Annotated in this window: 23 protein-coding genes and 2 pseudogenes; 10 read left to right on the forward strand and 15 right to left on the reverse strand. The window is 68.0% G+C overall.

Annotated elements, in window-relative coordinates; genetic code table 11:
* Nucleotides 1–39: 39 nt before the first annotated feature.
* Nucleotides 40–756 (forward strand): DEAD/DEAH box helicase, encoded by a 717-nt coding sequence (locus OIE40_RS08310; RefSeq protein ID WP_264701743.1) that lies wholly within the window; start codon nucleotides 40–42, stop codon nucleotides 754–756.
* Here OIE40_RS08310 and OIE40_RS08315 read toward each other — a convergent pair.
* The 5 genes and pseudogenes from OIE40_RS08315 to OIE40_RS08330 all read right to left on the reverse strand — a co-directional run bounded on the left by OIE40_RS08315 (nucleotide 728) and on the right by OIE40_RS08330 (nucleotide 5107).
* Nucleotides 728–2034, reverse strand: a pseudogene (locus OIE40_RS08315) (ISL3 family transposase). The gene OIE40_RS08310 and the pseudogene OIE40_RS08315 overlap by 29 nt on opposite strands.
* A gap of 159 nt (nucleotides 2035–2193) precedes the next feature.
* Nucleotides 2194–3062 (reverse strand): annotated as a pseudogene (locus OIE40_RS17015) (nucleotidyl transferase AbiEii/AbiGii toxin family protein).
* 44 nt (nucleotides 3063–3106) lie between these two features.
* On the reverse strand, nucleotides 3107–3667 hold the full coding sequence (locus OIE40_RS08320) for a type IV toxin-antitoxin system AbiEi family antitoxin domain-containing protein (RefSeq protein WP_413774483.1): 561 nt from the start codon (nucleotides 3665–3667) through the stop codon (nucleotides 3107–3109).
* Between the two features lie 569 nt (nucleotides 3668–4236).
* Nucleotides 4237–4569 carry a hypothetical protein gene (locus OIE40_RS08325; RefSeq protein ID WP_264701745.1) on the reverse strand — a complete coding sequence of 111 codons (333 nt, stop codon included), beginning with the start codon at nucleotides 4567–4569 and terminating at the stop codon, nucleotides 4237–4239.
* Between the two features lie 112 nt (nucleotides 4570–4681).
* The gene (locus OIE40_RS08330; protein WP_105184565.1) at nucleotides 4682–5107 is read right to left on the reverse strand and encodes a hypothetical protein; all 426 of its coding nucleotides are present in this window, start codon (nucleotides 5105–5107) and stop codon (nucleotides 4682–4684) included.
* A 318-nt stretch (nucleotides 5108–5425) separates the two neighbouring features.
* Between OIE40_RS08330 and OIE40_RS08335 the strand changes: the two genes are divergently transcribed.
* The 3 genes from OIE40_RS08335 (at nucleotide 5426) to OIE40_RS08345 (ending at nucleotide 9560) form a co-directional block, all read left to right on the forward strand.
* The gene (locus OIE40_RS08335; protein WP_264701746.1) at nucleotides 5426–6067 is read left to right on the forward strand and encodes a response regulator; all 642 of its coding nucleotides are present in this window, start codon (nucleotides 5426–5428) and stop codon (nucleotides 6065–6067) included.
* The gene (locus tag OIE40_RS08340; RefSeq protein WP_264701747.1) at nucleotides 6064–7605 is read left to right on the forward strand and encodes a sensor histidine kinase; all 1542 of its coding nucleotides are present in this window, start codon (nucleotides 6064–6066) and stop codon (nucleotides 7603–7605) included. Before OIE40_RS08335 ends, OIE40_RS08340 begins: the two co-directional genes overlap by 4 nt.
* Before the next feature lie 140 nt (nucleotides 7606–7745).
* On the forward strand, nucleotides 7746–9560 hold the full coding sequence (locus OIE40_RS08345) for an alpha-amylase family glycosyl hydrolase (protein WP_264701748.1): 1815 nt from the start codon (nucleotides 7746–7748) through the stop codon (nucleotides 9558–9560).
* A gap of 342 nt (nucleotides 9561–9902) precedes the next feature.
* On the opposite strand, the gene OIE40_RS08350 is transcribed toward OIE40_RS08345, so the two are convergent.
* Nucleotides 9903–10292 (reverse strand): hypothetical protein, encoded by a 390-nt coding sequence (locus OIE40_RS08350; protein ID WP_264701749.1) that lies wholly within the window; start codon nucleotides 10290–10292, stop codon nucleotides 9903–9905.
* A 282-nt stretch (nucleotides 10293–10574) separates the two neighbouring features.
* Here OIE40_RS08350 and OIE40_RS08355 point away from each other — a divergent pair, with 282 nt between their 5' ends.
* Entirely contained in the window at nucleotides 10575–11162 is a 588-nt protein-coding gene (locus tag OIE40_RS08355; protein WP_264701750.1) for a DUF2231 domain-containing protein, read from the forward strand.
* 55 nt (nucleotides 11163–11217) lie between these two features.
* On the opposite strand, the gene OIE40_RS08360 is transcribed toward OIE40_RS08355, so the two are convergent.
* On the reverse strand, nucleotides 11218–11715 hold the full coding sequence (locus tag OIE40_RS08360; RefSeq protein ID WP_264701751.1) for a DUF427 domain-containing protein: 498 nt from the start codon (nucleotides 11713–11715) through the stop codon (nucleotides 11218–11220).
* Nucleotides 11716–11839: 124 nt separating this feature from the next.
* The gene (locus OIE40_RS08365; protein WP_264701752.1) at nucleotides 11840–12226 is read right to left on the reverse strand and encodes a hypothetical protein; all 387 of its coding nucleotides are present in this window, start codon (nucleotides 12224–12226) and stop codon (nucleotides 11840–11842) included.
* A 53-nt stretch (nucleotides 12227–12279) separates the two neighbouring features.
* Between OIE40_RS08365 and OIE40_RS08370 the strand changes: the two genes are divergently transcribed.
* The 3 genes from OIE40_RS08370 (at nucleotide 12280) to OIE40_RS08380 (ending at nucleotide 14812) form a co-directional block, all read left to right on the forward strand.
* Entirely contained in the window at nucleotides 12280–12519 is a 240-nt protein-coding gene (locus OIE40_RS08370) for a hypothetical protein (protein ID WP_264701753.1), read from the forward strand.
* A gap of 640 nt (nucleotides 12520–13159) precedes the next feature.
* Nucleotides 13160–14047 carry a fructose bisphosphate aldolase gene (locus tag OIE40_RS08375; protein ID WP_264701754.1) on the forward strand — a complete coding sequence of 296 codons (888 nt, stop codon included), beginning with the start codon at nucleotides 13160–13162 and terminating at the stop codon, nucleotides 14045–14047.
* Nucleotides 14048–14164: 117 nt separating this feature from the next.
* Nucleotides 14165–14812, forward strand: a complete 648-nt coding sequence (locus OIE40_RS08380; protein ID WP_264701755.1) for a hypothetical protein — start codon at nucleotides 14165–14167, stop codon at nucleotides 14810–14812.
* Between the two features lie 8 nt (nucleotides 14813–14820).
* Here OIE40_RS08380 and OIE40_RS08385 read toward each other — a convergent pair whose 3' ends face one another.
* From OIE40_RS08385 to OIE40_RS08410, 6 genes are all read right to left on the reverse strand, one after another.
* Nucleotides 14821–15612, reverse strand: a complete 792-nt coding sequence (locus tag OIE40_RS08385) for a nucleotidyltransferase domain-containing protein (RefSeq protein WP_264701756.1) — start codon at nucleotides 15610–15612, stop codon at nucleotides 14821–14823.
* 132 nt (nucleotides 15613–15744) lie between these two features.
* On the reverse strand, nucleotides 15745–16170 hold the full coding sequence (gene trxA, locus OIE40_RS08390) for a thioredoxin (protein WP_105187390.1): 426 nt from the start codon (nucleotides 16168–16170) through the stop codon (nucleotides 15745–15747).
* 169 nt (nucleotides 16171–16339) lie between these two features.
* A complete protein-coding gene (locus tag OIE40_RS08395) occupies nucleotides 16340–16735 on the reverse strand; it encodes an OsmC family protein (RefSeq protein ID WP_264701757.1) in 396 nt (131 codons plus the stop codon).
* A 1167-nt stretch (nucleotides 16736–17902) separates the two neighbouring features.
* On the reverse strand, nucleotides 17903–19627 hold the full coding sequence (locus OIE40_RS08400; protein WP_264701758.1) for a DNA/RNA helicase domain-containing protein: 1725 nt from the start codon (nucleotides 19625–19627) through the stop codon (nucleotides 17903–17905).
* Nucleotides 19614–19934 carry a nucleotide pyrophosphohydrolase gene (locus tag OIE40_RS08405; RefSeq protein ID WP_264701759.1) on the reverse strand — a complete coding sequence of 107 codons (321 nt, stop codon included), beginning with the start codon at nucleotides 19932–19934 and terminating at the stop codon, nucleotides 19614–19616. Before OIE40_RS08405 ends, OIE40_RS08400 begins: the two co-directional genes overlap by 14 nt.
* A gap of 141 nt (nucleotides 19935–20075) precedes the next feature.
* Nucleotides 20076–20996, reverse strand: a complete 921-nt coding sequence (locus tag OIE40_RS08410) for an NADP-dependent oxidoreductase (protein ID WP_264701760.1) — start codon at nucleotides 20994–20996, stop codon at nucleotides 20076–20078.
* A gap of 317 nt (nucleotides 20997–21313) precedes the next feature.
* Here OIE40_RS08410 and OIE40_RS08415 point away from each other — a divergent pair, with 317 nt between their 5' ends.
* Nucleotides 21314–24046, forward strand: coding sequence for an MDR family MFS transporter (locus tag OIE40_RS08415; RefSeq protein WP_264701761.1), 2733 nt, complete (start codon nucleotides 21314–21316; stop codon nucleotides 24044–24046).
* A 50-nt stretch (nucleotides 24047–24096) separates the two neighbouring features.
* Nucleotides 24097–24675, forward strand: coding sequence for a TetR/AcrR family transcriptional regulator (locus OIE40_RS08420; protein ID WP_264701762.1), 579 nt, complete (start codon nucleotides 24097–24099; stop codon nucleotides 24673–24675).
* A gap of 123 nt (nucleotides 24676–24798) precedes the next feature.
* Here the strand turns inward: OIE40_RS08420 and OIE40_RS08425 are convergent, their stop codons facing one another.
* Complete coding sequence (locus OIE40_RS08425; RefSeq protein ID WP_264701763.1) at nucleotides 24799–25671, reverse strand: endonuclease domain-containing protein; 873 nt, start codon at nucleotides 25669–25671, stop codon at nucleotides 24799–24801.
* Nucleotides 25672–25880 lie beyond the last annotated feature (209 nt).

Consider the following 25880-nt stretch of genomic DNA (forward strand, 5'->3'; position numbering starts at 1 on the left):
CATCGGTTCAGGCGGAGACTGTCGGAAGCACATGGCACCATGAATGAGCCGTTCGATCTTGAGAAAGTCAAAGACCATTCCATGGCCCCGCGTCGCCGTAGACACCAATTCCCAACCGAGCCCACTGCCGTGCTGGATGACCTCAGCATCGACGACGAGATAGTTCGTCTCCAGGAACGTCTCAATGAGTTGGAACGGCTGAAGCAGTCAATGGCAGCGCCGCCCGCTGCAACCTCTGATCCCGGCCTGAGCTTGTTTCCGTGGCAGCGTGACGCCTTGGATGCCTGGTCCGATCTGCGGCAGTGCGGCGTGGTACAGGCGGTGACCGGAGCCGGCAAGACGCGGGTTGGCATTGCGGCGATTGCCGAGGCACTGGAGTCGGGCGTCCGCGCGGTTGTGATGGTGCCAACTCTCGTGCTGCAGCAGCAGTGGGTGAACAGCCTTCGTGAGCTCTTGCCGGTTGCCCATGTGTCGACCCGGATCGGTGACGAGAGCTCGTGGCAGGTGATGGTGACCACGGTGCAGTCAGCCATCCACCGAGCAGTGCTGTCACGCTCGCAGCCCGGGCTGCTGGTGGCCGACGAGTGCCACCGGTACGGAGCGGAGTCTTTCGCACGGGCTCTTGGTCCGGAATATGCGTGGCGGTTGGGTCTGACAGCGACGCTAGAACGCGGTGACGGAGGAGACGCGATCCTCACCGACTACTTCGGCGGGGTTTGCTGGCTCTTCACAATCGAGGGTGTAGTTGGGGTCTGAAACCTCCGGTTTCGAGCAGCGATCTGGCGATGTAGTTGGTGAGGTTCCGGAAACCGAGAGCGGAACCGCGGAGGTGTTCGAGGCGGCCGTTGATCGCTTCGGTGGGGCCGTTGCTGGTGCCGGGCCGGTCGAAGTAGGCAAGCACGTCAGCAGCCCGCTGTTTCAGGGTCCGGCCAAGCGATCGGAGTTCGACGAGCGCGGTCGGGACGCCGCTGCTGAGGCTGCCGATGAGTTGCTTCATCAGATCATGGCCGCGGGTCGGGTCGGGTTTGCGGTAGGCGGTGATCATTCGCTGGTAGGCGGCCCAGGTGACCTCGACGGCGACGTGGTCATCGTTGGCGAACAGGGCATCGAGCCGGGTCTTCTGTTTGTCGGTGAGCAGGCTGGTCCCGGTGTGCAGGGTGCGGCGGGCGGAGTAGAGCGGGTCGCCGGCCCGGCCGCGGTGGCTGTGGAGGTCTTGCTGGATTCGGCGGCGGCACTTGTCGAGTGCGTCGCCGGCGAGGCGGACGACGTGGAAGGGGTCCATCACCGCGACCGCGTCAGCAACTCCTCGCTGGTGGCGGTCTTGAAGCCGGTGAAGCCGTCCATCGCGACCACCTCGACGGCGTCTCGCCAGGCTTGGTCGCGTTCAGCGAGCCAGGTGGCGAACACGCTCTTGGAGCGGCCCTCGACCATGTCGAGCAGCCTGGCTGGACCGTTGCCGGTGCGTGGCCCGGTCAGGTCGATGATCACGGTGACGTACTTGTCGCCCTTACGCGTGTGCCTCCACACGTGCTCGTCGACCCCGATCGTGGTGACACCCTCGAACCGGCCTAGATCGTTGATCAGCACCCGCTTCCCTTCGGCCAGCACCGCGTCGTTGGCGGTGTTCCAACTGACGTCCAGCCCTTCGGCGATCCGGGCCACGGTGAGGTGCTGCACCACGATGCCCTCCAGCGCCCACCGCAGCCCGCGCCGGGACAGCTTCGCCCGCGGCTCGGCGGCCTTCGTGGTGTCCTGCCGCCATACGTGTCCGCACCCAGTGCATCGGTACCGGCGGATAGTGACCTGAAGGATCGTGGGTCGCCACCCGAGCGGTTCGTGGGCGAGCCGGCGGACCACCGTGCCGCACGCCGTGCCCTGGCAACCGCAACGGTGGCACCACTGGTCGGGCTCGACGACCCGGCAAGCCAGCACCGCCCGGCCAGGTTCGAGCCATTGCCCGACCACCACCAAACCGAGTTCGTCGACGCGGCAGAACGTGGTCAGGTCAGGGCAAGCGAAGGTAGCGTGAGGCACGTCGAGGTCTTCCAGACGGGTTGTGTGAGAACTCCCATCATCGGGAGACCTCGACCCCTACCCGCACACCGACGCGCCGCTGTCGATCACACCCCCGCCACACCCTCGTTTGTGATGAGCCGCATTGGGTTCAACGCGTGCGCGATGAGCCTCATCTGGTCATCCAGAAGCTCCTTCGCACAGATCCTGCGCACCGTTCTTTCGGCGCCAGGTTGCCCACTTCGCCTGGGACGCCGCGCCATAGCCGTCGACCACGGTCTCGACCGCGCGCAGCTCCACATTCCGATAGTGAGCCACCGCCTCCAGGGCCTCACGGAGAGCCGCGGGATCGGTTCGCTGCCCTCGATGGAGTTGGACGATGTCGACGTAGTCGCGCCAGCGGGTGGAGGTGATGCCACGCTCGAGCAGTGTGACGACCTTCTCCGCGATGGCTGTTTCTGGGGCATAGGACCAGATCGGGATGGGTCGCCGAGAACCCGTTGAAGCTCGATCAACCTGGGAGGCGGCACGATCGGGTCGCCACTGGATACGTCCCAGGCGAGCTCGCCCCGGGCGCTACTGATCGTGGCCGGCATCCGCAGTCTGATACCGCGATAGCCCACCTGCTCACGGATGGTCCCCAGCGTGAGCCGGCCGGCATCGAACACAACGCCATCGGCTACGTCGAGCGCGGCCACCTCTCGTGCGATCCGGGTGAGCGATTCCTCACTGACGCGAACACCAATCGCATTGCTGTCCACATCCTTGGTGGGCCTTCGAACTGCGTAGGCGCCCATCAGAAGGCCGCCCTTGAGGACGAACTGCCTGGCATGCCCGGTGATCGCCAGGCGCGCCAGGAACGATTCGAGAATGTGACGGGTGAGATAGGCCTGGGTGGCGACAGGCCTACCAGTGGTTCTGCCGTCGGCGCGGGCGAGGCGCTGCAACTCGTTGAAAACCTGCTCGCTCGACCGCCGAACGGCTGTGCACCGATCGATGCCGGCGGCGTCGGTTCGGCGGACGTCTGCGGAATCGCTAGCGCCGGCCACGGGGGTTCCCTTCGTGCGTCTCGGGCATCACGGGACTCGATCGTTCAGGTCAGTGCTTGGAGCGCTTGCAGGAGGGGCGATTTGGCTCGAGGAAGCTTGGTGGCCACCGAGATCAACTCCGCCGGCTGGCCGCCGCGATCCAGCCAGACGCGCAGGGCCGCGGTCGGCGTTTCATACCCCAGTTCGCCACGAAGGCGATATGCGTCAGCGATACATCGTTGTGCGTTGTACATGCCGATCGTCAGGCCGTCGGTGCCGGGGATCGGGATCTCTTCGCGGCCGACGTCGAAGGTCGACTTGTCGAACAGGTGCCAGGTGATCGCGCCGGCGGTCGCGGGGATGCGGGATCCGCGGGGGAGCGCGACGTCGAGGGTGGTGGGGATCTCGTCGGTCAGGCCGTGATGGGCCAGCGCCGACACCAGACAGATGATCGCATCGGGGCGCCGGGCGGCCGCCTCGATCCAGTCCAGGTCGGCGGCCTCGGCGTCCGTGGGGCGGTAGATCCCGCGTGCGATGCGTTCGTAGCGACCCGCCCTTGCCCCGCGCGCCAGTTGTGCCTTCGATGTGCCATGGGCGGCAGCGTTCTTGGTCGTCACAGTGTTCATCCCGACCTCCTCAGCGATGGTAACCAAGTGTAGACAGATAGTCGCATCTGTCGACAGTCAGCGACAACCTCGGTGGTGCTGTTCTGTCGCACGACTGTTGCACGAGGGGATTACGCGACCGTAGGTTACCTAGCCAAAACCCAGTTCTCCGCGTGCTTTTAATCCGCGGGTTCTAGGTTCGATTCCCAGTGGGCCCACCAGTCGTCGGTCGAGCTTGTCGAGACCTTTCTCAGGGTTAGAACGGACTGGTGCCCCCGAGGGCTCCGTCACTCCAGCGAACGCCGGAATCTCTGGGCAGAGGCATACCTGGCCACTGCTTGAGGCGGTCTACCAGATCCCGTGTTGCGCAGCCTCTGCGGGGATCTCGGAGGTGAGCCCCGGGTAGGGGTCCTTTCAAGCCACGCGCTGGTCGCGGAGCCTCTGCATCCGTTCGCGCAGGAGCGCGCCAGCGGTGCAGTAGCGGCCGCGGGTCTGTCCGTCGGCGCGCCCATGAGCCGGTGGGTGGTGCCCGACCTTTCGGCGATCAAGCTCCGCGGGTCTTGGGATCGATCCCAGGAGGGCCCACCAGGTCAGGGCGACGACCGCTGGGGGATCACGTGGTGATCGAGGCTTCGGAAGTACACCTCGAGACCGAATGCGGCCGCAACCCCTGACGCGCCCGCGACCAGCCAGAACGACGGTCGACCGAGCCGGCGCCGTTGCGTGGCCACCAACCAGGCAGCAGTGGCGAGATTCAGGCCCGCCAACACCGCGTTCAGCCTCGGGGAGGAATCCGCGCGTCCCGGCGGATCGGCGAACGGCGTGGGGAAGGGCTGCCGCATGACCGCGTGTGCCAGGTGCGGCACCGCATTGGCCGCCACGGCGCCGGCGGACGCCGCAGCGGCATGGTTCTTCAATGACACGGCAGGCTCCTTCAGACGACGGCGATGATAGCGAGCCGCGTCCATCACCGACCTCTCGTAAGTGGTGATCGAAGCCCAACTTGGCCGGGCTGTGGAGCCATCAGGGCTTCCCTCAGGAGTCGGAGGCGCGCATTCCGCGCAGGATCAGCCAGGCGGCCACCAGGGCGAGCAGGTAGCTGACGCCCGCGCTGATCGGTGCCATCAGCGGCAATCCGTCGACGAACACCAGGACGAACGGCGGCCACAGGGTCAGGATGGAAGCGACCTGGATGCCCGCCACCCATTGGGCGGGTCGGCGCCGGCCGTTCCAGGCCAGCGGCACCAGCGCCAGGGTCACCAACGCCGTCAACGGGCAGTAGATGGCGAGGAAGATCACCAGGATGTCCCACGCGGATCCGTCCAGGCCGATCTCCGAGACAGCCGGGATGGCGTTGAGCACGGTGAAGGCGGCCGCGAGCGCGAGGCCGATCCGCAGCGAGACGGGACGGCGTGGAACAGCCGGGGCGAGGGCGGGCATCGCCGGATTGATGGTGGCCATGGTTGACTCCTTCACAGGTTCGGTCGGACCGCGGTTCGGCCCGACAACGAGCCTGCTGCGGCAGGCGTCCCACACCCAGGGGGCTGAACCGCGATCCGCCGGGTGATTGTCGGGTTGATCGCCCGGCCGAACCGGGACGCCCACCCCACGCCGTCGGTCGAGCTTGTCGAGACCCGTGTCGGGCCGTCGAGAGCCTGTGGCAACGGGTTTCGACATGCTCAACCAACGGGCACGAAGAGGAACCGCCCGGACATCTTCCCGGCTCATCTGGGGGCCGGCCCCTACAGCGACGGCCGTCCGGCGGGAGAGAATGCCGCCATGCCAACTCCCATTCGCGTGCTCGTCGCCGACGATCACCCGATCGTGCGTGGCGGTCTGGTCGCGCTGTTGAGCACGCTCGCCGACGTCGAGGTCGTCGGCGAGGCGTCGGACGGCGCCGAGGCGGTTCGCGAGGCACTGCTGTCGCGTCCCGACGTGGTGGTGCTCGACCTGCGGATGCCGAACGTGGACGGCGTGGAGGCCGCACGGCGAATCGGGCGGGACCTGCCCGGCACCGCAGTGCTGGTTCTCACGATGTTCGACGAGGACGAACTGGTCGCCGACGCCCTCGCCGCCGGCGCGCGCGGCTACCTGCTCAAGGGCGCGGAGCCCGAAGAGATCGAGCGTGCTCTGCGCACGGTGGCCGGCGGGTCGGCGGTGCTGGCCCCGCGGATCGCCGAACACGTGCTGGGACGGGTCACCCGCCGTCCGGCCGGCGAGTCATTGCCTGAGTTGACCGTGCGAGAGCACGACGTGCTGACCCTGATTGCGCAGGGGGCGTCCAACCCTGCGATCGCGCAAGGCCTGGGGATCGCTGCGAAGACGGTGGGCAACCACGTGTCGTCGATCTTTCTCAAGCTCGGCGTCGCCACCCGCGCCGAGGCGATCGTGCGGGCTCGCGAGGCGGGGTACGGGCGATGATCATCCGGCGCATCGGCCTGGTGCTGGCGGTGCTGATCTCACTGGTGGCGTTGGTGCCCGCGCTCGACATCGGCCCCGACCCGGCAACCGGTCAGCTCGGGGTGACCGCGGTGGCCGCGGCGGTGCTGACCGTGCTGGTCGCCGTCGTGGTCGTGGTTCTCGTCGTGCCGGCGTGGCGCGGGTCGGAATGGGCCGGTCTGGCGATCGGGGGTGCCTTGCTGGCGGGCATCGTCACGTCCTTTCCGGTCTTCTTCGCCCCGCCGGAGGTGGTACCGGCCGGTGGTGTGATCGCGGCCGCCGTCGGCACGTTGGTCACGATCGCGGTCGTCGCGATGGTGCTGGTGACGTCGTCTTCGCTGGCGCTGCACGCCCTGGCCGTGATCGTGGTGATCGCCCTCTACGCGTCGGTGGTGTCGGCGCTGTTGACGGTCGTGCCACCGCAGGCCGAACGGCTCGTGCACGTCGTGACCGCGGTGGCCGTGGTGCTGCTGTACGCACCGCTGCTGACGCTGCTGCGACGCACCGTCGGCCGGGCTCTGTACGGGGGCCGCCTGGACCCTGCCGCGACGGCCTGGCTGGTCGGCGATCGGCGCGGCGCCGAGACCGAGGTGGTGGCCTCGGCCCTCACCGACGCTGCTCGCGAGTTGCGACTGCCGAGGATGGAGCTGGTCGCCGGCGATCGGGTCCTCGCGGTGGGCGTCTCGCCGGCGCCTTCCGGCTCCGTCATCGTGACGCTTCCGCTGCGCACCCAGCCCGCGTCGGCCGAAGGCTCAGCTGCGCCCGACGACCTGTCGTTCCGGATCACGTTGCGGGTCGGTGAGCGACAGTTGCGCCGCGACGATCGGACCGCCCTGCAGTTGGTGGCATTGCCGCTCAGCCTGCTGGCGCGCGAGAGCGCACTGCTCACCGAGGTTCGCACCGCCCGGGCCGCGCTCGCAGACGTACGGGAACGGGAGCAGCTCACCCTGCACCGTGACCTGCACGACGGTCTGGGTCCGCTGCTCACCGGCGCCGTGATGCGTGCGGACGCGGCCCGTAACCTGTTGGCCACCGACGTTGAAGCCGCCAGGGACTCGCTGGACGCCGCCCGCAGCGACCTGCGGGTCGCGGTGACCGAGCTGCGTCGGGTCGTCTATCGGCTGTGGCCGCTGGAGCTGGAGCAGCGCGGCCTGTGGGGGGCCATCGCCACCAGGGCCGCACGCTCCGGGGCGGACCTGGTGTGCCCCGACGCGACCGTGGACCTGCCTCCGGCGGTCGAGCTGGCGCTGTACCGGATCGTCAGCGAGGCATTGACCAACGCCGACCGCCATGCGCCGGGAGAAACCGCCCGGGTGGCGGTCGACGTCGGCCGGCAGGCCGTCGCCGTGACGGTGACCAACCCGCTGCCGGCCGGCGACACGAACCTCACCGCAGGAATGGGACGCACCTCGATCGGGGTGCGTGCCGAAGAGTTGGGTGGCTATGCCGAGATCGGGCCGACAGGTGCAGGGCGAGGCAACCTCTGGCGGGTGCACGCGGTGCTGCCGGCCGCCGCGTAAGAACCGGTCACGGTGATCGACCGGGGCCGAAGTCAACGATCAGGGTGGTGAGTTTCCTGCCATCACCATCGTCGCGCTGGTGGCACGTCGCCATGAGGTCGCTCACACCAAACCCAGCATGCGTGCGTACAGTGGTGACCGTGCCGATCGCCCCGTCACCGCACGCCGGCATGGGCGCCGTGCCCCACCACGGCGGGGTGACGTTTCGGGTCTGGGCGCCGAACGCCCGCACGGCGCACGTGACCGGCGACTTCTCCGGGTGGCACGCCAAGGGCCGGGTGCCGATGGCCCCCGACCACGCACGGTCCGGCACCTGGTCGGTCTTCGTCGAGCAGGCCCACGCCGGCTCGCACTACAAGTTCCTGCTGCGTCGGGGTGGGCCGTACCGGTGGCGCATCGACCCGTTCGCCCGGCAGGTGACCCACAGCCGCGGCGACGCGGTGGTGTTCGACCCGCGCGCGATCGACTGGGGCGATCAGCCGTTCGAGATGCCGGGCTGGGACGACCTGGTGCTCTACGAGCTGCATGTGGGCACCTTCGCCGCAGCGGACGACCGTCCGGGCACCTTCGACTCGGCGATCGGCCGGCTCGATCACCTGCGGCGGCTCGGCGTCAACGCGGTCGAAGTGATGCCGCCCTTCGGGTTCGCCGGGCCGCGCAGTTGGGGCTACAACCCGTCCCACCTGTTCGCCATCGAACCCAGTTACGGCGGCCCGCACGCGTTCGCCCGGTTCGTCCGCGCCGCACACGAGCGGGGCATCGCGGTGATTCTGGACGTGGTGCACAACCACCTTGGCCCGACCGACCTTGACCTCTGGCGCTTCGACGGGTCGTACCGCCGGGGTTACGGAGGCCAGTACTTCTACAACGACCGCCGCGCCCTCACGCCCTGGGGCGCCACCCGGCCCAACTACGACCGTCGCGAGGTGCGCAACTTTCTGCGCGACTCGGCGGGGATGTGGCTGGAGGATTTCCGCGTGGACGGCCTGCGCTTCGACGGCACCAACTACGTGCGGTCGCGGTGGGGCAGTACCCACCGTGCGCAGGACCGCATCGCCGGCGGGCACCGCTACCTGGCCGGGGTGACCACCGACCTACGCTCGCGGCAGCCGTGGAAGCTGCTGATCGCCGAAGACATGCAGCGTGACCCGCTGGTCACCGCGCCGGTCGAGCACGGCGGGCTGGGTTTTCACTCCCAGTGGGACGCCGACTTCGTCCATCCGGTCCGGCGCGCGCTGGAAACCCCGTGGGACGCCGACCGCGACGTGGCTGCGGTCGCCCGGGCGGTCACGGGGCACTACCTGCGCGCCGCCCACGAACGGGTCGTTTTCACCGAGTCGCACGACGAGGTCGCCAACGGACGATCACGGGTACCGGAGACGATCAACCCGGGCGCCGCCGACTCGTGGCCGTCGCGCAAGCGAGCCGCCCTCGGCCTGGCCCTCACGCTCACCTCGGCGGGCATGCCCCTACTGTTTCAGGGTCAGGAGTTCTGTGAGGACGGGTGGTTCGACGACCGCAGGCCGCTGCGGTGGGACAAGGCCCAGCGGCATTCGGGGTTCCTGCACCTGGCCAGCCAGCTGATCGGGCTGCGACGCAACCTGAACGGCACCACCGCCGGACTCAGGGGAGCCCACACTGCGCTGCTGCGCGTCGACAGCGAGCGCAAGCTGCTGGTGTATCACCGCTGGTGGCGCGGCGGTGCCGGCGACGACGTGGTCGTGGCCGTCAACCTGAGCGCCCACGTGGTCGGCGATTACCGAGTCGGCCTACCGCGGCCGGGTGTCTGGCGCTTGCGCTGCAACACCGACGCCCCGATGTTCGGCCACGACTTCGGCTGCGTTCACGCCGGCGACCTGCACGCCGAGCACGAACCGTGGGATCAGCAAAGCTCGTCGGCCGCTTTCACCATCGCCCCTTACAGCGCACTTGTGTACTCGCAGGATGCCGCCTGACGGAAGGCGTCCGGGGTGCGGCGAACCACCACCGGGCTTGTCCACACCGACCGCTCGATGCGGGGCGAATCTCGGCACGCCGGTGGAACCTGCCGGCGAAGGAGGGTCGCAGCCTGTTTGGGGTGCATCACAGACCCACGGCGGCTCTCTGACAGTCGGGCGCAGACGCTGTGCACCGCAGGTGGCGCCGCCGACCACGTCTGATGAAGGAGTTGCCATGTCACTGCCCACATTGCTTGCGACTGCCGCTGCTGCGGCGGGCACCGCCGGTTTGGCCGCGCCGCCTGCGGCGTAGGTCACCGCACCCACGGTGTCGTCCCTCACTCAGGTGAGCCCGTTACCTCAACTGGTGGCGACGTCCACCCTGTGCGACGGAAAGACCCTTCGTCGCACGTTGGTGAAGTCCCGGTTGGGGCAGCTGGACGTCAGCAGTTTGGCGTCCACGGAGGCGCAGCAGATCACCACGTCGTCGTCGCAGTCGCTCAGCCGGGTCAGATCGTCTACGGTCAGTCGGCTCGCTCCGGTGCGCGCCAGAACGCTGACCTCGGACGCCGCGCGGCTGACGATCGGCGTGGCCACGGCCCAGCGCTCGTGGTCGGCTTCGGGGGCGACGGCGAGTTCACGCTGGGCGTCGGCGATCGCGTCGCGGCTGGTCTGCAGCATCACCTGCGTGTAGGCGGCGGTGCTGCGCAGGTCGAGCTCGAGCCGAACGGCGAGGGTTCGACTCGCCACCGACGCGCGGGTATGGGCGACGGCGACCGCGGGAGCGTCGGACGCCGGCCTGCTCGCGCAGCCGACAGCAGCAGAACCGCACCGGCGACAAGTCTGTTCGTCATCGCACCCCTCGCACGCTCACCCTGATACTGCCACCATCGCCACCGCATGAACCCCTGCCAGGGGGTGAAAAACGCTGCCGACGCGCGATAACACCCCAACGGACGGAACAGCCCAAGGGATGGCTGCAAACGGTGCTGCGCGGCGTAGCGTGAGGCCAGTCGGACTTCAGGAGGACCCATGCCCGCAGCGCACGCAGCGACAACGTCGACCACCGCCTTCATGGAGCGGCTCGAGCAGAGCGAATCCCTGGGCCGGGCGGCCGAAGAGATGGCGAAACCGATGGGTTCGCTGCTGGGCGAGGGCCCCGTGAGCGATGCGCTGAGGGGACGTCCGCTGGGTCACGCACTGCACCCGGTGCTGGTGCAGGTGCCGATCGGTGCGGTGCTGTCGGCGGCGGTGCTCGACGTGGTGCAGGGCCGCAAGGCACAGGCACAGTCGCGGCTGCTGATGGGGCTGGCCTGGGTCACGTTGGCGCCGGCGGCCCTCAGCGGCTGGGCGGAGTGGGTGCACGCCGACGAACGCACCCAACGGGTCGGCATCGCCCACGCGGGCCTCAACGCCACCGCGGCGGTGGCCTCGGCGCTGTCGTACCTGACCCGGCGGCGGGGCTGGTCGCCGGCGGCCGCGGCGTTGACCGGGGTGGCTGCGGCGGCGTTGAGTGCCGGCGGAGTGCTGGGCGGGCACATGAGCCTGGTGCGCAAGTACGCCTCGCACGACCGGCCGTCCGATTCCGAGGGTGTCACCAAGGGAAGGTTCGACGGCTAGCGCCCGCGCCACTCGCGCTTCAACGGTGCGAGCCTCGGGTGAGAGGCCAGAGCCCTCACCACCCCATCGTGCCCGGTGACCCCTTGAACGGCCCGCTCACAGTGGGGGTGATCCAGCCCCCGTAGAACCCGCCCGGCTGGGGCGTGACCGGACTGCCGTCGACCAGGCAGGCGTCCATCTCACGGGCGTAGAGCGCCACGTGATCGCGCAGCACGGCGGCGTCGCCTCGGGGGTTGCGGTAGGTCCAGGCGGCCCGTGCGGCCACCTGGTCGCCGACCACCACGTCGTAGTAGCTGGCGGCACCCTTCCATTCGCAGACGGTGCCGACGCCGTCCACCTCGCGCAGAACGCCCGGCTCGAAGGCCGAGAGCGGCAGGTAGTAGGTGGGCGGGTGCGAGGTTTCGAGCACGCACCACGCGTCGTCGGTGGCTGCGATGGTCCGGCCTGCGAAGCGCACCTCGACGTGCTCGTGCCACTGCTCGTACGCCGGTGGACGAGGGAAGTCCCAGACCGACCGCTGGCCCGGCTTGGATGCGTCACGACGGGGTCTCATCGCTCCATGATCTCGAAATCGTCGTCGCCCCGCAGTAGGTTCGCGCCCACCATGAACCGAGGGGAGGCCCAGCTGAGTCGAAACCGTCCGGCCCGGTCACCGGCGCCGACCAGGGCGTCGGCTTTCATGTGAGCAAAGGGCCGGCGCGCGTCATCTGCTCGACCAGTGAGGGGGAGTGAACAGCGCTGGCGTGAGCAGCGATCAGAACCCGGGCGTCTCGCAGCTGACCGCGCACCGACTCGGGCGTGCCGGCGAACAGGTCGGGGCTGACGGCCCGGCCCGAGAGGTGCCGAAGGTAGTCGACCGAGTCGAGGGTCACGAGGGCGGCGTCATCAGGCGTCCCTGCCCTCACCTGCCACTCGCCGACGCCGGTGCCGCTCAACCGCAGAACGAACGCGGGGCCCGTCCAAGCCAGCCCCAGGTCTCGCACCACCTGGGCGACGACGTCGGCATCGGTGGGGTCGCGGGGTACGTCCACCCCCGTCGCGCGGCCGATGTCGTAGCGGTGCACGAGCCCCGGCGTCGGCGGCGGCTTCGCTCACGATGATGTTGACCGCTGTGCCGGTGAGCGCCAGCAGCGAGCCGGCGTGCGCCGAGAAGGCCAGCGCCATGAGCATCTGCAGCAGCGATGCCCACCCTGATAGCCACCACGACCACCACCGGAATCAGGGCCGCGACCGCCCCGTTGCCGCTGATCAGGGCGGTGAGCAGCGCCACCAGCAGGCAGATCAGACTGAGCAGTTTCGGGCGTTTCTCGCCGCCGCGGCTGATCACCTGCTGACCCGCCCAGCGGCGGACTTCTGACGTATCGCTGGTCGAGCTTGTCGTTGGTCGAGCGTGGCGTTGGTCGAGCTTGTCGAGACCCCCGTGGTTGCGTCTGTTCCGCGGAGCGGGGCCGCCCCTGTCCCGCCCTTGCGGAACTGCTCGGCTAGCGCCTCGCTGTGCGCAAACGCCCGACCACGCCCTGACAGGGGCGGCCCCGCTCCGCTTGGAGCTTCCTTTGGTCGAGCGTGTCGGCCCCCGCATGGTCGCGTCCGTTGCCTTGAGCGACGGTTGCTCCTGTCCTACCTTGCCGGACTGATCCAGGCCAGCCTACGAACCACGTCGTCCCGGCGGACGCCGGGATCTTGTGACCCGAGTCGGGGGTGGTGTGCTGCCGGGCCGGTGGACGTCCATCTGGTGCTGTTTCGCCACGTAGCTGCCTTTGTGGCACGTAACCGCCCGCGTGCAGGCAGGCAGCGACGTGTCACGAGGGCAGTTACGTGGTGGGACGGGCCCGATCGACCCGGTTGTTGGTCGTGCTTGTCGAGACCGACCGGCGGGGTGAGGGTGACGGCTGGCTGAAAGCGCCTTGCCGTGTGTTCGTTCGGCGTAGTGTTGAAGGTGTTCACGGCCCCACCGACGGTCAGTGGCGACCCTCGGCGGCGACGTGAGAGGAGGAGCCATGAACACCGAACAGTACGAGCGAATGGGTCAGGGCCTGGGGTTTGTGGCCGCCCTCGACCAATCGGGTGGCAGCACGCCGGGTGCGCTGAAACGGTACGGCATCGAACCCGACGGTTACTCGGGCGACGACGAGATGTTCGACCTGATTCACGCCTACCGCACCCGCATCATCACCAGTTCGGCGTTCAGCGGCGACAAGATTCTGGCGGCGATTCTGTTCGAGCAGACCATGAACCGCGACATCGACGGCATCGACGTGCCCGACTTTCTGTGGCACGTGAAGGGCGTGGTGCCGATTCTGAAGGTCGACAAAGGGCTGGCCGAGGCCGCCGACGGCGCACGGGTGATGAAGCCCATGCCCGAACTGGACGCACTGCTCGAACACGCCCTTTCCAAGCACGTGTTCGGCACCAAGATGCGCTCGTTCGTGCAGGCGGCCAACGAAGCCGGCATCGACGCGGTGCTCGATCAGCAGTTCGAGGTGGGCCGGCGCATTCTCGACGCCGGGCTGGTGCCGATTCTCGAACCCGAGGTCGACATCAAGGCCTCCGACAAGGCCGAGGCCGAGGCACTGGTCACCGAGGGCATTCTGAGCCGGCTGGGGTCGTTGCCGCAGGGGCAGCGGGTAATGCTGAAGCTGACCATTCCGAGCGAGCCCGACCTGTACGCCGACCTGGTGGCCCACCCGAGCGTGCTACGCGTGGTGGCGTTGTCGGGCGGGTACAGCCGCGACGAGGCGAACCGGTTGCTGGCCCAGAACCACGGGGTGATCGCCAGCTTCAGCCGGGCGCTCACCGAGGGGTTGCGGGTCGATCAGAGCGACGCCCAGTTCGACGCCACGCTGGCCGCATCGATCGGGTCGATCTACGAGGCGTCCATCACCTGAACCAGGGCCGGACGGTCGAACCTGCCTGACCTTCAGGGCAACCAAAGCGATGTGTCGACCCGTGGGTGAGGAGGCACACACGGCGACGAACTTGCAGCAAGGCCAGCCATCGTTGTGGTGCGCACGATCTCGTCGCCCAGAGGGTTGCAGAGTCTGCTCAATCGGGCGCTGGCAGGGTGGGTCGAGCCCGAGCCCGAGCTGATCGCGGGTGCCGTGTCGAGGTATCAGCACTTCATGCGGCTGGTCGGCGGTCGGCTCAGGCTGACGGCTGCCGGCTATCTGCCACCCGCCGTGGTTGAGAGGTTGGTCGCCGACCTCGACCTGGAAATCGAGTTCGTCGGCAAAGGCAATCGCGAGGACTACACGATGCCCGTGTACCACCTGCGCGAGTCGGCCACGGCACTGGGCCTGGTGCGCAAGTCGAAGGGTGTGCTCAGCGTTACCAAGGCCGGGCAGAAGGTGGTCGACGATCCGGTGGGCCTGCTGAGCCACATTCGATCTCGGCTCCCTTTGGGCCGCGAGTTCGAGCGCGATGCAGGTCTGCTGGCTCTGCTCGTCACCGCGGCGGGGCAGAGTTGGCGGCAGCATCACGACGCCGCGACGCCCATCTACCGCGACCTGGGTTGGCACGACCCAGGTGGACGCCTCGACCTGGCCCTGTGGCACGGGTCACGCCCAACCCTCAACGTGCTGGAACAGGCGACCGGCCGATGGGGCACCCCTGAAGAGAAGGCGACCATCGCACGGCTACTCCTTCGCCGCTGATCGCCGACCTACACCCAACGCCAGTGCCGGCGCTGCGCGTTGACCGCCCAGGCAGAGATCAGGGTGTAGTCGGCTGTCGCGGGCACGGGCGTCCGGCCGGTGTCGAGCAGGTCGCGGACGGCGGCTTCGAGCCGTCCGATCTCGCGCGACACCTCGTCGCGGGGCACCTCGCCGCGCTTCACGGCTAGCACCTGCTCACGTTCGCGGGTCGGCATCGGCAACGTGAGGGTGCCGGTGCCGGCGATCTCGTAGCCCTGATGGGCCAGTCGTAGGGCGTGGCTGCCGTACTTGACGTCCCAGCCGTACTTGACGATCAGTTCGGGACGGTTGGGAACGTTGCGTTTCGACTGTCCGAGCATGCGCTCGTGCTGGCTGCGCATGTAGCCGAGAAAGCGTTCGACGGCCAGGCGCGACAGGAACGACGTCCGCAGAGCTCGCAGTTCTTCACCGAGTGGCGTCAGCACCACCAGTGACTGCTCGGGTGCGAACAGGGGCAGCATCACCGTCGGATTGCCCTTGATCGCCAGCCGCAGGTACTTCTGCAGGCTGTACATGACCAGATCGGTGTCGCCCGGCCCACTGCGGACGCTCTCGGGCTGGGTGCGCCAGATGTAGTCGTCGCGGTGTCGCTCGACGCCCAGCAGGTACTCGGGAGGTTCGATGTAGACGCCCATCTCGTCGTGGTCGTCGGTGCCCTCGATGGCGATGCCGTGCACGCCGCTGCCCACCACGCTACGAAGAATCTCATTGGGTAGCGCGACCTCGCGGTCACCGTATTCGACGTTGTCGGGCTGGGTCATGGGTCAGGGTACTGGCGTGGCGTTGAATCAAGACGCGTTGAAGCAGGGCGCGACGAGTCAGGCGCGATTGGTCAGCGAAGTCAGGGGCGAGGAGTCAGGGCGCGATTGGTCAGCGAAGTCAGGGGCGAGGAGTCAGGGCGCGAGCAGCGCGTCGATGCGGGCCTTGAGCACAGGCTCGGGTTGGGCGCCGACCAGGCGCGCCACGGGCCTGCCGTCACGCAGCATCACGAGGGTGGGAATGCTGCTGGCGTCGAAGCGCTGGGCGATACGGCGGTTGTCGTCGACGTTGACCTTGACCACCTTCACCCGTCCGGCGTAGTGCGTGGCGAGGCGTTCCAGTACGGGGGCGACCTGACGGCACGGGCCGCACCAGGGCGCCCACAGATCGACGAGCACCAGTTGGCCGGTCTCGGTGGCGGCGGTGAAGTCGTCATCGCCGGCGTCCACCAGCCAGGGCAGGGAGGTGTGACACGAGGCGCATTGCGCACGCCCCTTGCCGGCCACGGGAACGCGATTCTTGGTGCCGCACGACGGGCAGGCGACCACACGGGCACTCATGCAGACCACGATAGCCCCGACCAGTGGGTGTCCCGATTCGGCGTCGTCTGCGATCCGGTCGTCGTCGAGAGCCGCGGTGGCACTGTTGCTCGCCGGGCTGAGGCGGGACTAACCCTCTCAGGCAGGCTCGTCCGGGCGGCCCGCCGAACCGGAGAACCCGAGCGCCAAGTCAGACTGTGCGCTGCACGCCGGCACCGGCACGGACCGCGCGCGGGATCTCGGCGATCTCGTCCACCAGCGCGACGAGTTCATCGACAACTGCGACCTCTGCGGGGGAGTCGACGTCAACCCGGTAAGTGATGCCCGTGGACGCCCAGTCGTCGCTGAAGCCACCGGAGGCTGTTACCCGGACACCGTCCAGAATGACACCACGCTTGTCGGCCTCGCGATACAGGTCGTTCAGGACGCAGGCGGCGACGGACAGATGCAGCAAATGGGCGCCGGTGAAATCGGCGCTCACGTCCACGCCACCGTCCGTCCATCGATGCGCGAAGTGAGCCACCGGCGCGGACTCGGACAAGGAGCGCAGGCTGCCGGCCGCGCACTCGACGGAGAAGTCGGTCATGGTCGGCAGACTGCCACGGCCCCTGGTCTGGAACAATCGGCATTTTCGCGAAGTCTCAGACGTCTCCGACGATCGGTGCTTGCGTTGTCGTCCCCTCCTGATTCAGTTCCGGACACGACTGTGAGTGCCGACGCTGACCACTCCAGGCTGTCCGCGACCCTACGGGCCTCGCCCACAGACTCGACGAGAACGCGAACGCCGCGTCGCCGCCAACCCCGGCCGAGCGCAGGAGTCGCCTTGCCGGCCACTGGGCACACAACCGCCCAGAGACGGGCCTCGCTTCCCGCTGGTTGAGCCAACAGGACGGCGGCACGAGCCGTTGCATCTGAGCCGCGAGCCAACCTCAATGGTGTGGGAAAGACGCCATCCCAAGGCTTCGCGGTACCCCAAGGCAGATCTCTCTGCACCCGAGATCGGAGGCCGCCAGTGCAAGAGCCTGTTGAAACACGCGGTGTGGCGTTCGTATGGCGCCGTGAGGTTGGCTGAGTGTCGAGCATGGTCGAGGCGAGTTCTCTCGTGCGACTCGTGCGACCCGCGGAACCTGGCCTTGGCGTCGCGCTCTGCCGCCCTGAGGGACGCGAGTCGCCGGACGTCTTCAGCCCCAACCACGAGCACGGCGTCGCGGATGAAACGGCTGCGGTCACCCGAGGTTTCGGCGTAGCTGTGGTCGCTCACCACCTCAATCCGGCCGTTGAGAAGTCCTAGTGCGACCTTGTGAAACTTGACGGGTTCGGCCTGCTCCCACCGTGCGACCTTGTGAAACTTGACGGGCTCGCCTGCTCCCACCGTGCAAGCGGCCCCTTCGTGACCAGTCGGGCCAGCCCCCGGTCCGCAGTGAGCGGGCCGTCCGCGGTAAGCACATGACAGCTCGGCAACGCGGACATCCAGGACGCGTTCCTTGGACGACACCCCCACGCACCCGACTCCATCGGCTGCGTAGCGATCGGTGCGCCGAGACCTTCCTCGACTGTCATTTCGGCGAGCTGGGCTTCGAACGCCAGTTCGACGGCCAGTCGGCGAGATGCCGAGCACATCCGCGCGCCACCCTCCCATGTCTTCTCCGGCTGGAACTGCTTCGAGAACGGCGCGGCAGCCGATACTTCGAATGGCCAGCGCGATCGCCCGCTTGAGCTCGAGATGCGTCGCTGATTCGCCGAGCGACGGGCATCACGCAGCAGCAGGGATGAAGCGGCGCAGGTGCTCGCGCAGTGCGGGATCCACCGCGTATACGTAGGTTCCCCGCATCCCTCTCGTCAGCAGAACCGAGTAGATGTTCCGCACGAAGCCGAGCAGCTCCTGGTCCGTGTACGTCCTGCCCAAGCGCGGGTTGTTCTCCTTGCCCTTGGCGTCGAAGTACGACTCGCGGTGAAAGGTCGTCCGGCCAGTGACGGGGTCGAAGCGAAGGTCAGGGCCGATGATCACGCCGGCGTAGTTGAGGTCGTAACCCTGCACCGTGTGGATGGAACCGACCTCGTTGAGCGACCCCTTGGAGTTGATCCAGTCCTTGTCTGTGCTGTTCCACCGCAGTCGAACGCCGTCCAGCTCGATGTCGTAAGCCGCCTTGTTCCTCTTGCTCGCCCACGGCCAGGCGAACCCCGCCACCAACCTCGCGAGGCCGTGGCGTCGATCCTGACGTTGAATGGCGTGCTGCATCGCCGCGAAGTCGTCGTACAGCCTCAGGTCGTAGTCGCCGAAGGATTGGGGCACGGTGACACTGCCGTCCAGAACCCCGCGTACGTACCCCACGTAGTCGCTGCCGGCCCGGACTCTCATCTGGGAGTGCAGACGGTACAGCCGCTGGTCGGCTTGAGCCATGTCGATCAGGGAGGCGACGAGGGCGGGCGGCAGGTCGGCCGGGCGCACGCTCTGAGCCGAGTCCAACAGGTAGATCTGGTAGCGGCTCTTGGCCTCGATCCAGTCGAGCTGCGTCCGGCTGTAGTCGTCGGCGCCGAACAGCTTCTGGTTGATCAGCCCGAAGTCGCGGTTCCGCATGCCGGAAGACTGGTTGGCGCGCTGATTCAGCCGGTGCGTCTCGTCGACGATGAGCAGATCCCACTCCTCGTCGCTCTTGCCGACGTCGAACGGTGTCAGCACCATGGGCTGCGCCAGCTTGGGTGTCTGTCGGAACACTTTCCTGATCGAGTCGCGCAGTGACTGCTGGGGCACGACCAGACCGATGCGGCAGTCCTTCAGCAGGCTGGCGTAATCGGGCAGGAAGAAGTCTGAGAACACCGACTCGGTGTAGAACTCGTCGTGCAGATCGGCGGTCTGGATGTCCCGCAGCAGCTTGATGAGAAAGATGCCGACGATCGTCTTGCCTGTGCCGGGATCCCCCTGAATGACAATGGAGTGCCTACGACCCGCTTCCAGATCGTCGAACAAGCCTTCCATGATGTCCAGGACGACCAGCGCCTGGTCCTCACTGAGGGACTTGAACGGCGACAACTTGAACAGGTCGCTGTTCTCGATGTCCTTGATGCTGCGCTGGAACAACCCCTCCCTGCGCAGTTCGTCGAAGATGTCGCCGAAGAGTTGCTGGTAGCGGTTCCGGTCGTAGTAGTTGCGATCGGTGATGCCCGCGTTGGCGTTCAGAACCTGGAAGTGGCCCTCGCCCGCCAGAAGCCTGATCAGGAACGACTCCAGATCGAGGCAGACGGACTTGTTAAACGTATCGTCGATCACCACGCGAATGGTGCGAAGCGGGGCCATGGTGGGCTTGCCCAAGTGTTGGCGGAAGCGCCCAGCGGCGTCCAGGGTCTCGCCGATGTAGATTTCGCGGGCGCTGTTGAGTGCGTACACCACGGGCCAGTTTGAATGCGCGATGTCGATCGGCTGCCAGGCGGCGACAGCCTGATTGTCGAACGTGAGGTGCTCGATCCTAAAGGACGTCATAGCGATCACTCCTGCCGCGCGCCTGGTCAGCGGGGTACTTCGCACCGGTCACGGCCAGCTTGTCGAGGACGATCTCGGACGGGTCGAGTCCGAGCCGATCGGCCAGCAGGGCACAGTAAGTGAGGACGTCGGCCAGTTCGCCGCGCACCTGCTCCAGGTCGGCATCGTCGTTCCACTGGAAGCACTCGAGCAACTCTCCGGCCTCGATCGCGATGCTCTTGGCCAGATTGCTGGGCGTGTGGAACTGAGCCCAGTCACGCTCAGCAACAAAGGCACGCAGGGACTCGCGGACGCGGTCGTCGAGCATTTCCGGAGCCTAGCAATCGCGGCCGGGACGCGGTCTTGGGGGCGTCCAAATGAGGCGTGGTCAGGCTGGCCAAGCTCGGCTCGCAGGGCGTTCGCTGGGAAGTGGACCGAGGGGAACCGTCCCCTCGGTCCACACCGGGGCTCAGGTGAGGTCGATCACGATCTTGCCGCGGGTGTGTCCCTCGCGGCTGAGGGCGAAGGCGTCCGGTACCTGGTCGAGGGCGAAGGTCGCGGTCACCGTCACGTCGACCGCCCCGGACTGTGCCAGTTCGGCCAGGGCCGCCAGGTCGGTGGGGTCGGGGTGCACCCACATCCACTGTCCGCCGGCGCCCAGCACCGCGGGGTCGGTGATCGAGGCGTGGACGCCTCCGTCGGCCAGCACCGCGAGCGTGGCGTCCAGGACGCCGCCCACGAAATCGGCCACGATGTCGACGCCCTCCGGCGCCAGCGCCCGCACCCGGTCGGCCAGTCCGTCGCCGTAGGTCACCGGCTCTGCACCCAGGTCGCGCAGGTATTCGTGGTTGCTCTCGGACGCGGTGGCGATCACCCGGGCGCCGGCCGCCACCGCGACCTGGACGCCGAACGAGCCCACCCCGCCCGCGCCGCCGTGGATCAGCACTGTCTTGCCGGCGTCCAGGCCTAGGCGGTGCAGCACTTGGTAGGCGGTCAGACCGGCTAGCGGCAGCCCGGCGGCCTGCTGCCAGCTCAGCCGCTCGGGCTTGCGGGCCAGGCAGCGACGGGGGACCGCGACGAACTCGGCGAACGTGCCGCCGTGCACCCAGTCCTTGCGGGCGTAGCCGATCACCTCGTCGCCGACCGCGTAGTCGGTCACGTCGATGCCCACCTGCTCGACGACGCCGGCCACGTCCCAGCCTGGGACGACCGGGAACTGGGTCTCCATCATGGCCTCCAGCCCGCCGGACATCACCTTCCAGTCGACCGGGTTCACCCCGGCGGCCTTGACCCGCACCAGCACCTCGCCGGGTGCGATCCGGGGGAGCGGTTGGTCGGTCACGGCCAGCACGGAATCGTCGCCGAAGTGGTCATAGGTCGCTGCACGCATCGTCGTCATGGCAGGTGCAACCGGCGAGCGGGGCGGAGGATTCCCGGGCGTGATGAGATTCCGCGCGCGGCGGCGTGACGGGTCGGGACGCCAGGTCGGGTCGATAGAGATCCCGGCGTGCGCCGGGATGACGGGGGTCGAGGCTGGGGCGCGGCCCCCACGGCAGCGGCAGCCGGACAGGCTGGGCGCGTGGGCCCACCGGCTGGAGCGACCCCGACCACCATGCGCCCATCTTTTTGCATTGCTGCAAATCTGCGTTACCGTAATCATGCGCTGCCGCAGAGTTCGGTGGCGTTTCGCATGTAGCAGGAGGAACCGTGGCCGCAGCCACTCTGGAACGCCCCGTCGAGCCGAGCGAGGCGTCCAACCCGATCATGAGTCACCGGCAGATCATGCTGGTCATCTACGCGCTGATGGCGGGCATGTTCCTCAGCGCCCTCGACCAGACGATCGTCGGCACCGCGATCCGGACCATCGGAGACGATCTCCAGGGTCTCGATCAGCAGGCCTGGGTGACCACCGCGTACCTGATCGCGGCGACGGTCACCACCCCGCTGTACGGCAAGCTGTCCGACCAGTTCGGACGGCGTCCGCTCTTCATCGTCAGCATCACCATCTTCGTGCTCGGGTCGCTGCTGTCGAGCTTCGCCACCTCGATGCTGGGCCTGGCGGCCTTCCGCGCCTTCCAGGGCCTCGGCGCCGGCGGCCTGATGTCGCTGCCGCTGGCCATCATCGGCGACATTCTCGCTCCCCGCGAGCGCGCCAAGTACCAGGGCTACTTCCTCGCCACGTTCGGAATCGCGTCCGTCATCGGACCGCTGATCGGCGGACTGTTCGCCGGCACCGACACCATCTTGTGGGTGTCCGGCTGGCGCTGGGTGTTCCTGGTCAACGTGCCAGTCGGTGCGATCGCCCTGCTGATGGTGATCGCCTTCCTGCACCTGCCGCACGAGTCGCACGGGCATCCGCGGATCGACTGGTGGGGCGCGACCCTCGTCGTCGGCACCCTCGCCCCGCTGCTGCTGGTCGCCGAACAGGGCCGCGACTGGGGCTGGACGTCGGCCGGGTCTATCACCTGCTACGTGATCGGCGGCGTCGGCCTGCTCGCGTTCATCCTGGTCGAACGGGCGATGGGTTCGGACGCCATCATCCCGATGCGGCTGTTCTCCTCGGGCACCTTCTCGACCACCGTGGTGCTGAGCGTGCTGGTCGGCTTCGGCATGTTCGGAGCCATGCTGACGATTCCGCTGTACCTGCAGATCGTCAACGGACTGACCCCGACCGAATCGGGCTTCGCGACGCTGCCGATGATGGTCGGCGTGATGATCGCCTCGATCGGCTCCGGCCAGATCGTGATGCGCACCGGCAAGTACGCCGTCTTCCCGATCACCGGCACCTTCACCACCGCCGTCGGCTTCGGCATCCTGGCGTTCATCACGCTCGACCGGCCGCTGTGGTACCTGATGATCGCCATGTTCGTCATCGGCCTCGGCCTCGGCCAGCTGATGCAGACGCTGACGATGTCGGCCCAGGCGTCCGCCGAAGCGCGCGACATCGGCGTGGCCACCAGCTCGGCCGCCTTCTTCCGGCAGATCGGCGGCACCCTGGGCACGGCGATCATGCTGTCGCTGCTGTTCAGCCTGCTGCCCGCCAACATCACCAACTCGCTGACCGACGAGCAGACCCTCACCGACGCGCTGGACGCCGCCCTCGACCCCGCGGTCGCCAACGCGCCCGAGAACGCCGCGATCATGGCGCAGATGTGGACGCCGATCGTCGACAAGATCAAGGACAAGGTCGACGACAAGCTGTCCGACGCCACCGACACCGTGCACGACAAGGTCGAGGCGGCGGTGCGGGAGAAGGTCGCCGACGCCGTCCACAAGAGCGCGGCCAAGGGCGCCGGCAAGCTGGCCAACGGGGTCTCGGCGGTCAGCAAGGGGCTGGGCAAGCTGAGCACCGGCACCGGCGCCTTCGTCGACGGCGTCGGCCAGATCGGCACGGGTGCCGAACAGCTGGCCACCGGTGCGGCCAAGATCGCCACCGGCGCCGGCCAGCTCTCGACCGGACTGGCCAAGGTCAGCACCGCCGAGAAGACGGCCGCCAAGAACGCCAAGCAGGCCACCGCCGACTTCGCCGAACTGAGTGCCGCGATGACGTCACTCGGCACCGACCAGCAGAAGTGCGCCGGCGGCGACGAAACCGCCTGCGGCAAGCTGACCGACGACCAGACCGCCGTCAGCGCCGCCATGAAGGCGCTCGGCACCAGCGTCTACACCACCAGCGGCTACCTCAACGGCGCCTCCGGCAAGCCCGGGCTGTCCGACGCGCTGGCCCAGCTGGCCAGCGGATCGAAGGGGTTGGCGTCCGGTACCGAGCAACTGGCGACCGGCACCAAGCAGCTCGCCACCGGCGCCAGCACGGCGGCCGAGAAGGGCAGCGCGCTCACCACGGGCACGCAGGCCGCGGCGTCCGGCACCAAGAAGCTGAGCGCCGGCGCCAAGCAGCTGTCGAAGGTCGAGAAGCTGATCAACTCCAAGGTCAAGGAGCTCGTCCCCGACGCCGAGGCCAAGGCGCTGAAGAAGGTCGCCAAGGACAAGCACTTCAGCGTCGTCGACGGCAAGCTGACCATCGACTACAGCGACCCCGTGCAGCGCCGGGCGATCATCGACGAACTGGTGCCCGAGATGGTCAAGTCGATCAAGAACGGCGACACCGACAACGTCAAGACCGAGACCAGCTCGAGCGACACCTCGTTCCTGACCGGAGCCGATCCGCGGCTCACCAAGCCGTTCCTGGCGGGCTTCAACACCTCGGTGGTGACGATCTACTGGGTCGGCTTAGGCGTGATGCTGCTGGCGTTCGTCATCACCTGGTTCTTCCGGGTGCCGCCCCTGCGGACCCGCTCGGCGATGCAGGAGCGGGCGGCCGCCGCCGAAGCGGCCGCTGAGGAGGCCGGGGCGCAGACCGACGCCGACTCGCCGACCGTGGTTGACGATCAGACAGCGGCCGAGGCCGACACGCCCAGCACCGAGCGGGCGTCGTCGTGACCGCGGAGATCGCCGCCCCCAGCGGCGCACGGGCTGGGATGATGAGGAACGTGACCGAACAACCGTGCACGTCGCTGCGGGAGCGCAAGAAGCGGGCCACCCGCGCGGCGCTGCACTCGGTGGCGTTGCGGCTGGTCACCGAGCGCGGCGCCGACGACGTGACGATCGAGGAGATCTGCGACGAGGTCGAGGTGTCGCCCCGGACCTTCTTCAACTACTACCCGACCAAGCTGGCGGCCGCCTTCGACCTGCCCGTCGCCGAGATCCCGGAGGCCGAACGCCAACGGTTCCTGGCGGCGACCGGCCACCTGGTGGTGGACGCCTGCGAGCTGGTCTCGCGCAACGTCGCGTTGCCGACCGACTATCCGCGGATCAAGGACATGCTGCGCGCCCACCCGGCGCTGCTGATGGATTTCTGGCAGCAGACCCTGCAACGGCTGAAGCCGTTCCACGCCCTGATCGACGAGCGGGTCGGTGACCCGCAGGCGGCCAGGCTCGCCTTCGGGATCGTGATCACGGCCGTCAGTTCGGCGATGGTCATCGCCGGTACACCAGGGGTCGACCTCCGCGATCGGCTGCTGGAACAGGTGCGGGCCATGAGCGGCCTGATCGACGGGGTCGACGGCTGAGCTGGGCGGCACGGCGAAGGCACTCCAGACAAGGGTTGTTCCGGGGGTTTGTCTGAAAACTGCATGCCAGTGATCCGCTGGACCAGTCAGTGACTGATCGGCTGGGTCACTGGCATGCAGTTGTCAGAACTCTTGCGCGGCACGGCGGTGCTCAACCGCCTCACGAACTGCCTCGACGAAGGCGTCGGGTTCCTCCAGAACCGCGGAGGCTGCGAACGGTAGGACCAACCAACCGGCGGTGCTGAGACGCACGCTGCGCCAACGGTCTGCGACGAACGACTTCTTGGTGTGGTGGTGAGCCCAGCCGTCGATCTCGATGGCGAGCTGAAGTCTGGGGAATGCGATGTCGAGGAAGTACGTCAGGTCCTTCACTGTGACGCGGTGGTTGGTTCGCCATCCCGTCAGACCAGCCTGCCTGAGCTGTCGGTGCGCCTCCCGCTCAGCCTCAGACCACGGTTCGTCGCGGGAGTCCTCCAGCAGGTCACGACGTAGATGATTGCCCGGGCGGTGGGGTGACAGGCGGAGTGCCTGCCACAGGTCGGCAAGCTGAACGGCGCCCCGTCGCAGGGCTTCGTCGATCACGGTGCCACCCAAAGCAGGAAGAAGGTCGAGGACCGACAAGGCGGGCCCGGCCACCCGCAGGCCTTCGGTGTGCGCGATCAGGTCGGGATGAACCTCCCGCTGCTCCCACACGAAGCCCGGATAGCTCCCGCGCACCTTGTGGGGCACCGCCACGGACACTTCAGTGATGGGGCACTCGGGCCACCAGGTGATCAGGGCTGCCGCTGCGCCCGTGATCACACAGCCCGCCCGAAACGCGTCGGCCGCCCGGATCCGCGCCTGCCAGCCGGGCTGTGGGGCTGTGTAGATGCCGGGCAGCGTCGACACGAGCGAGCCGGTCCGCAGACAGTAGTCGAGTTGAACGCTGAGAGACCGCTCCTCGCGGCGGAGCAGGACGCCTTGCCCGGCCACCAGGAGTTCGTTGAGGTGCTTCACACCATAGAAGGCACTTTTCCGGGTGCGTTTTGTGAGTGCGGACCGAAAGTTGCAGCCCAGCAATTTCGTCTGGTGGCCCCGTACTGGGGTGCGTGGCGGACCCTGGGCACACGCCCACCGTGCGCGGGTGGTTCCACGGGTGTGAGTTCCGGGCCACTGGTCGTGGCCGCCGGTCCGCACTAGATTGATCGCGGCCCGCAGCACGCTCG

The organism is Micropruina sonneratiae, assembly GCF_025972045.1.
Lineage (GTDB): Bacteria > Actinomycetota > Actinomycetes > Propionibacteriales > Propionibacteriaceae > Micropruina > Micropruina sonneratiae.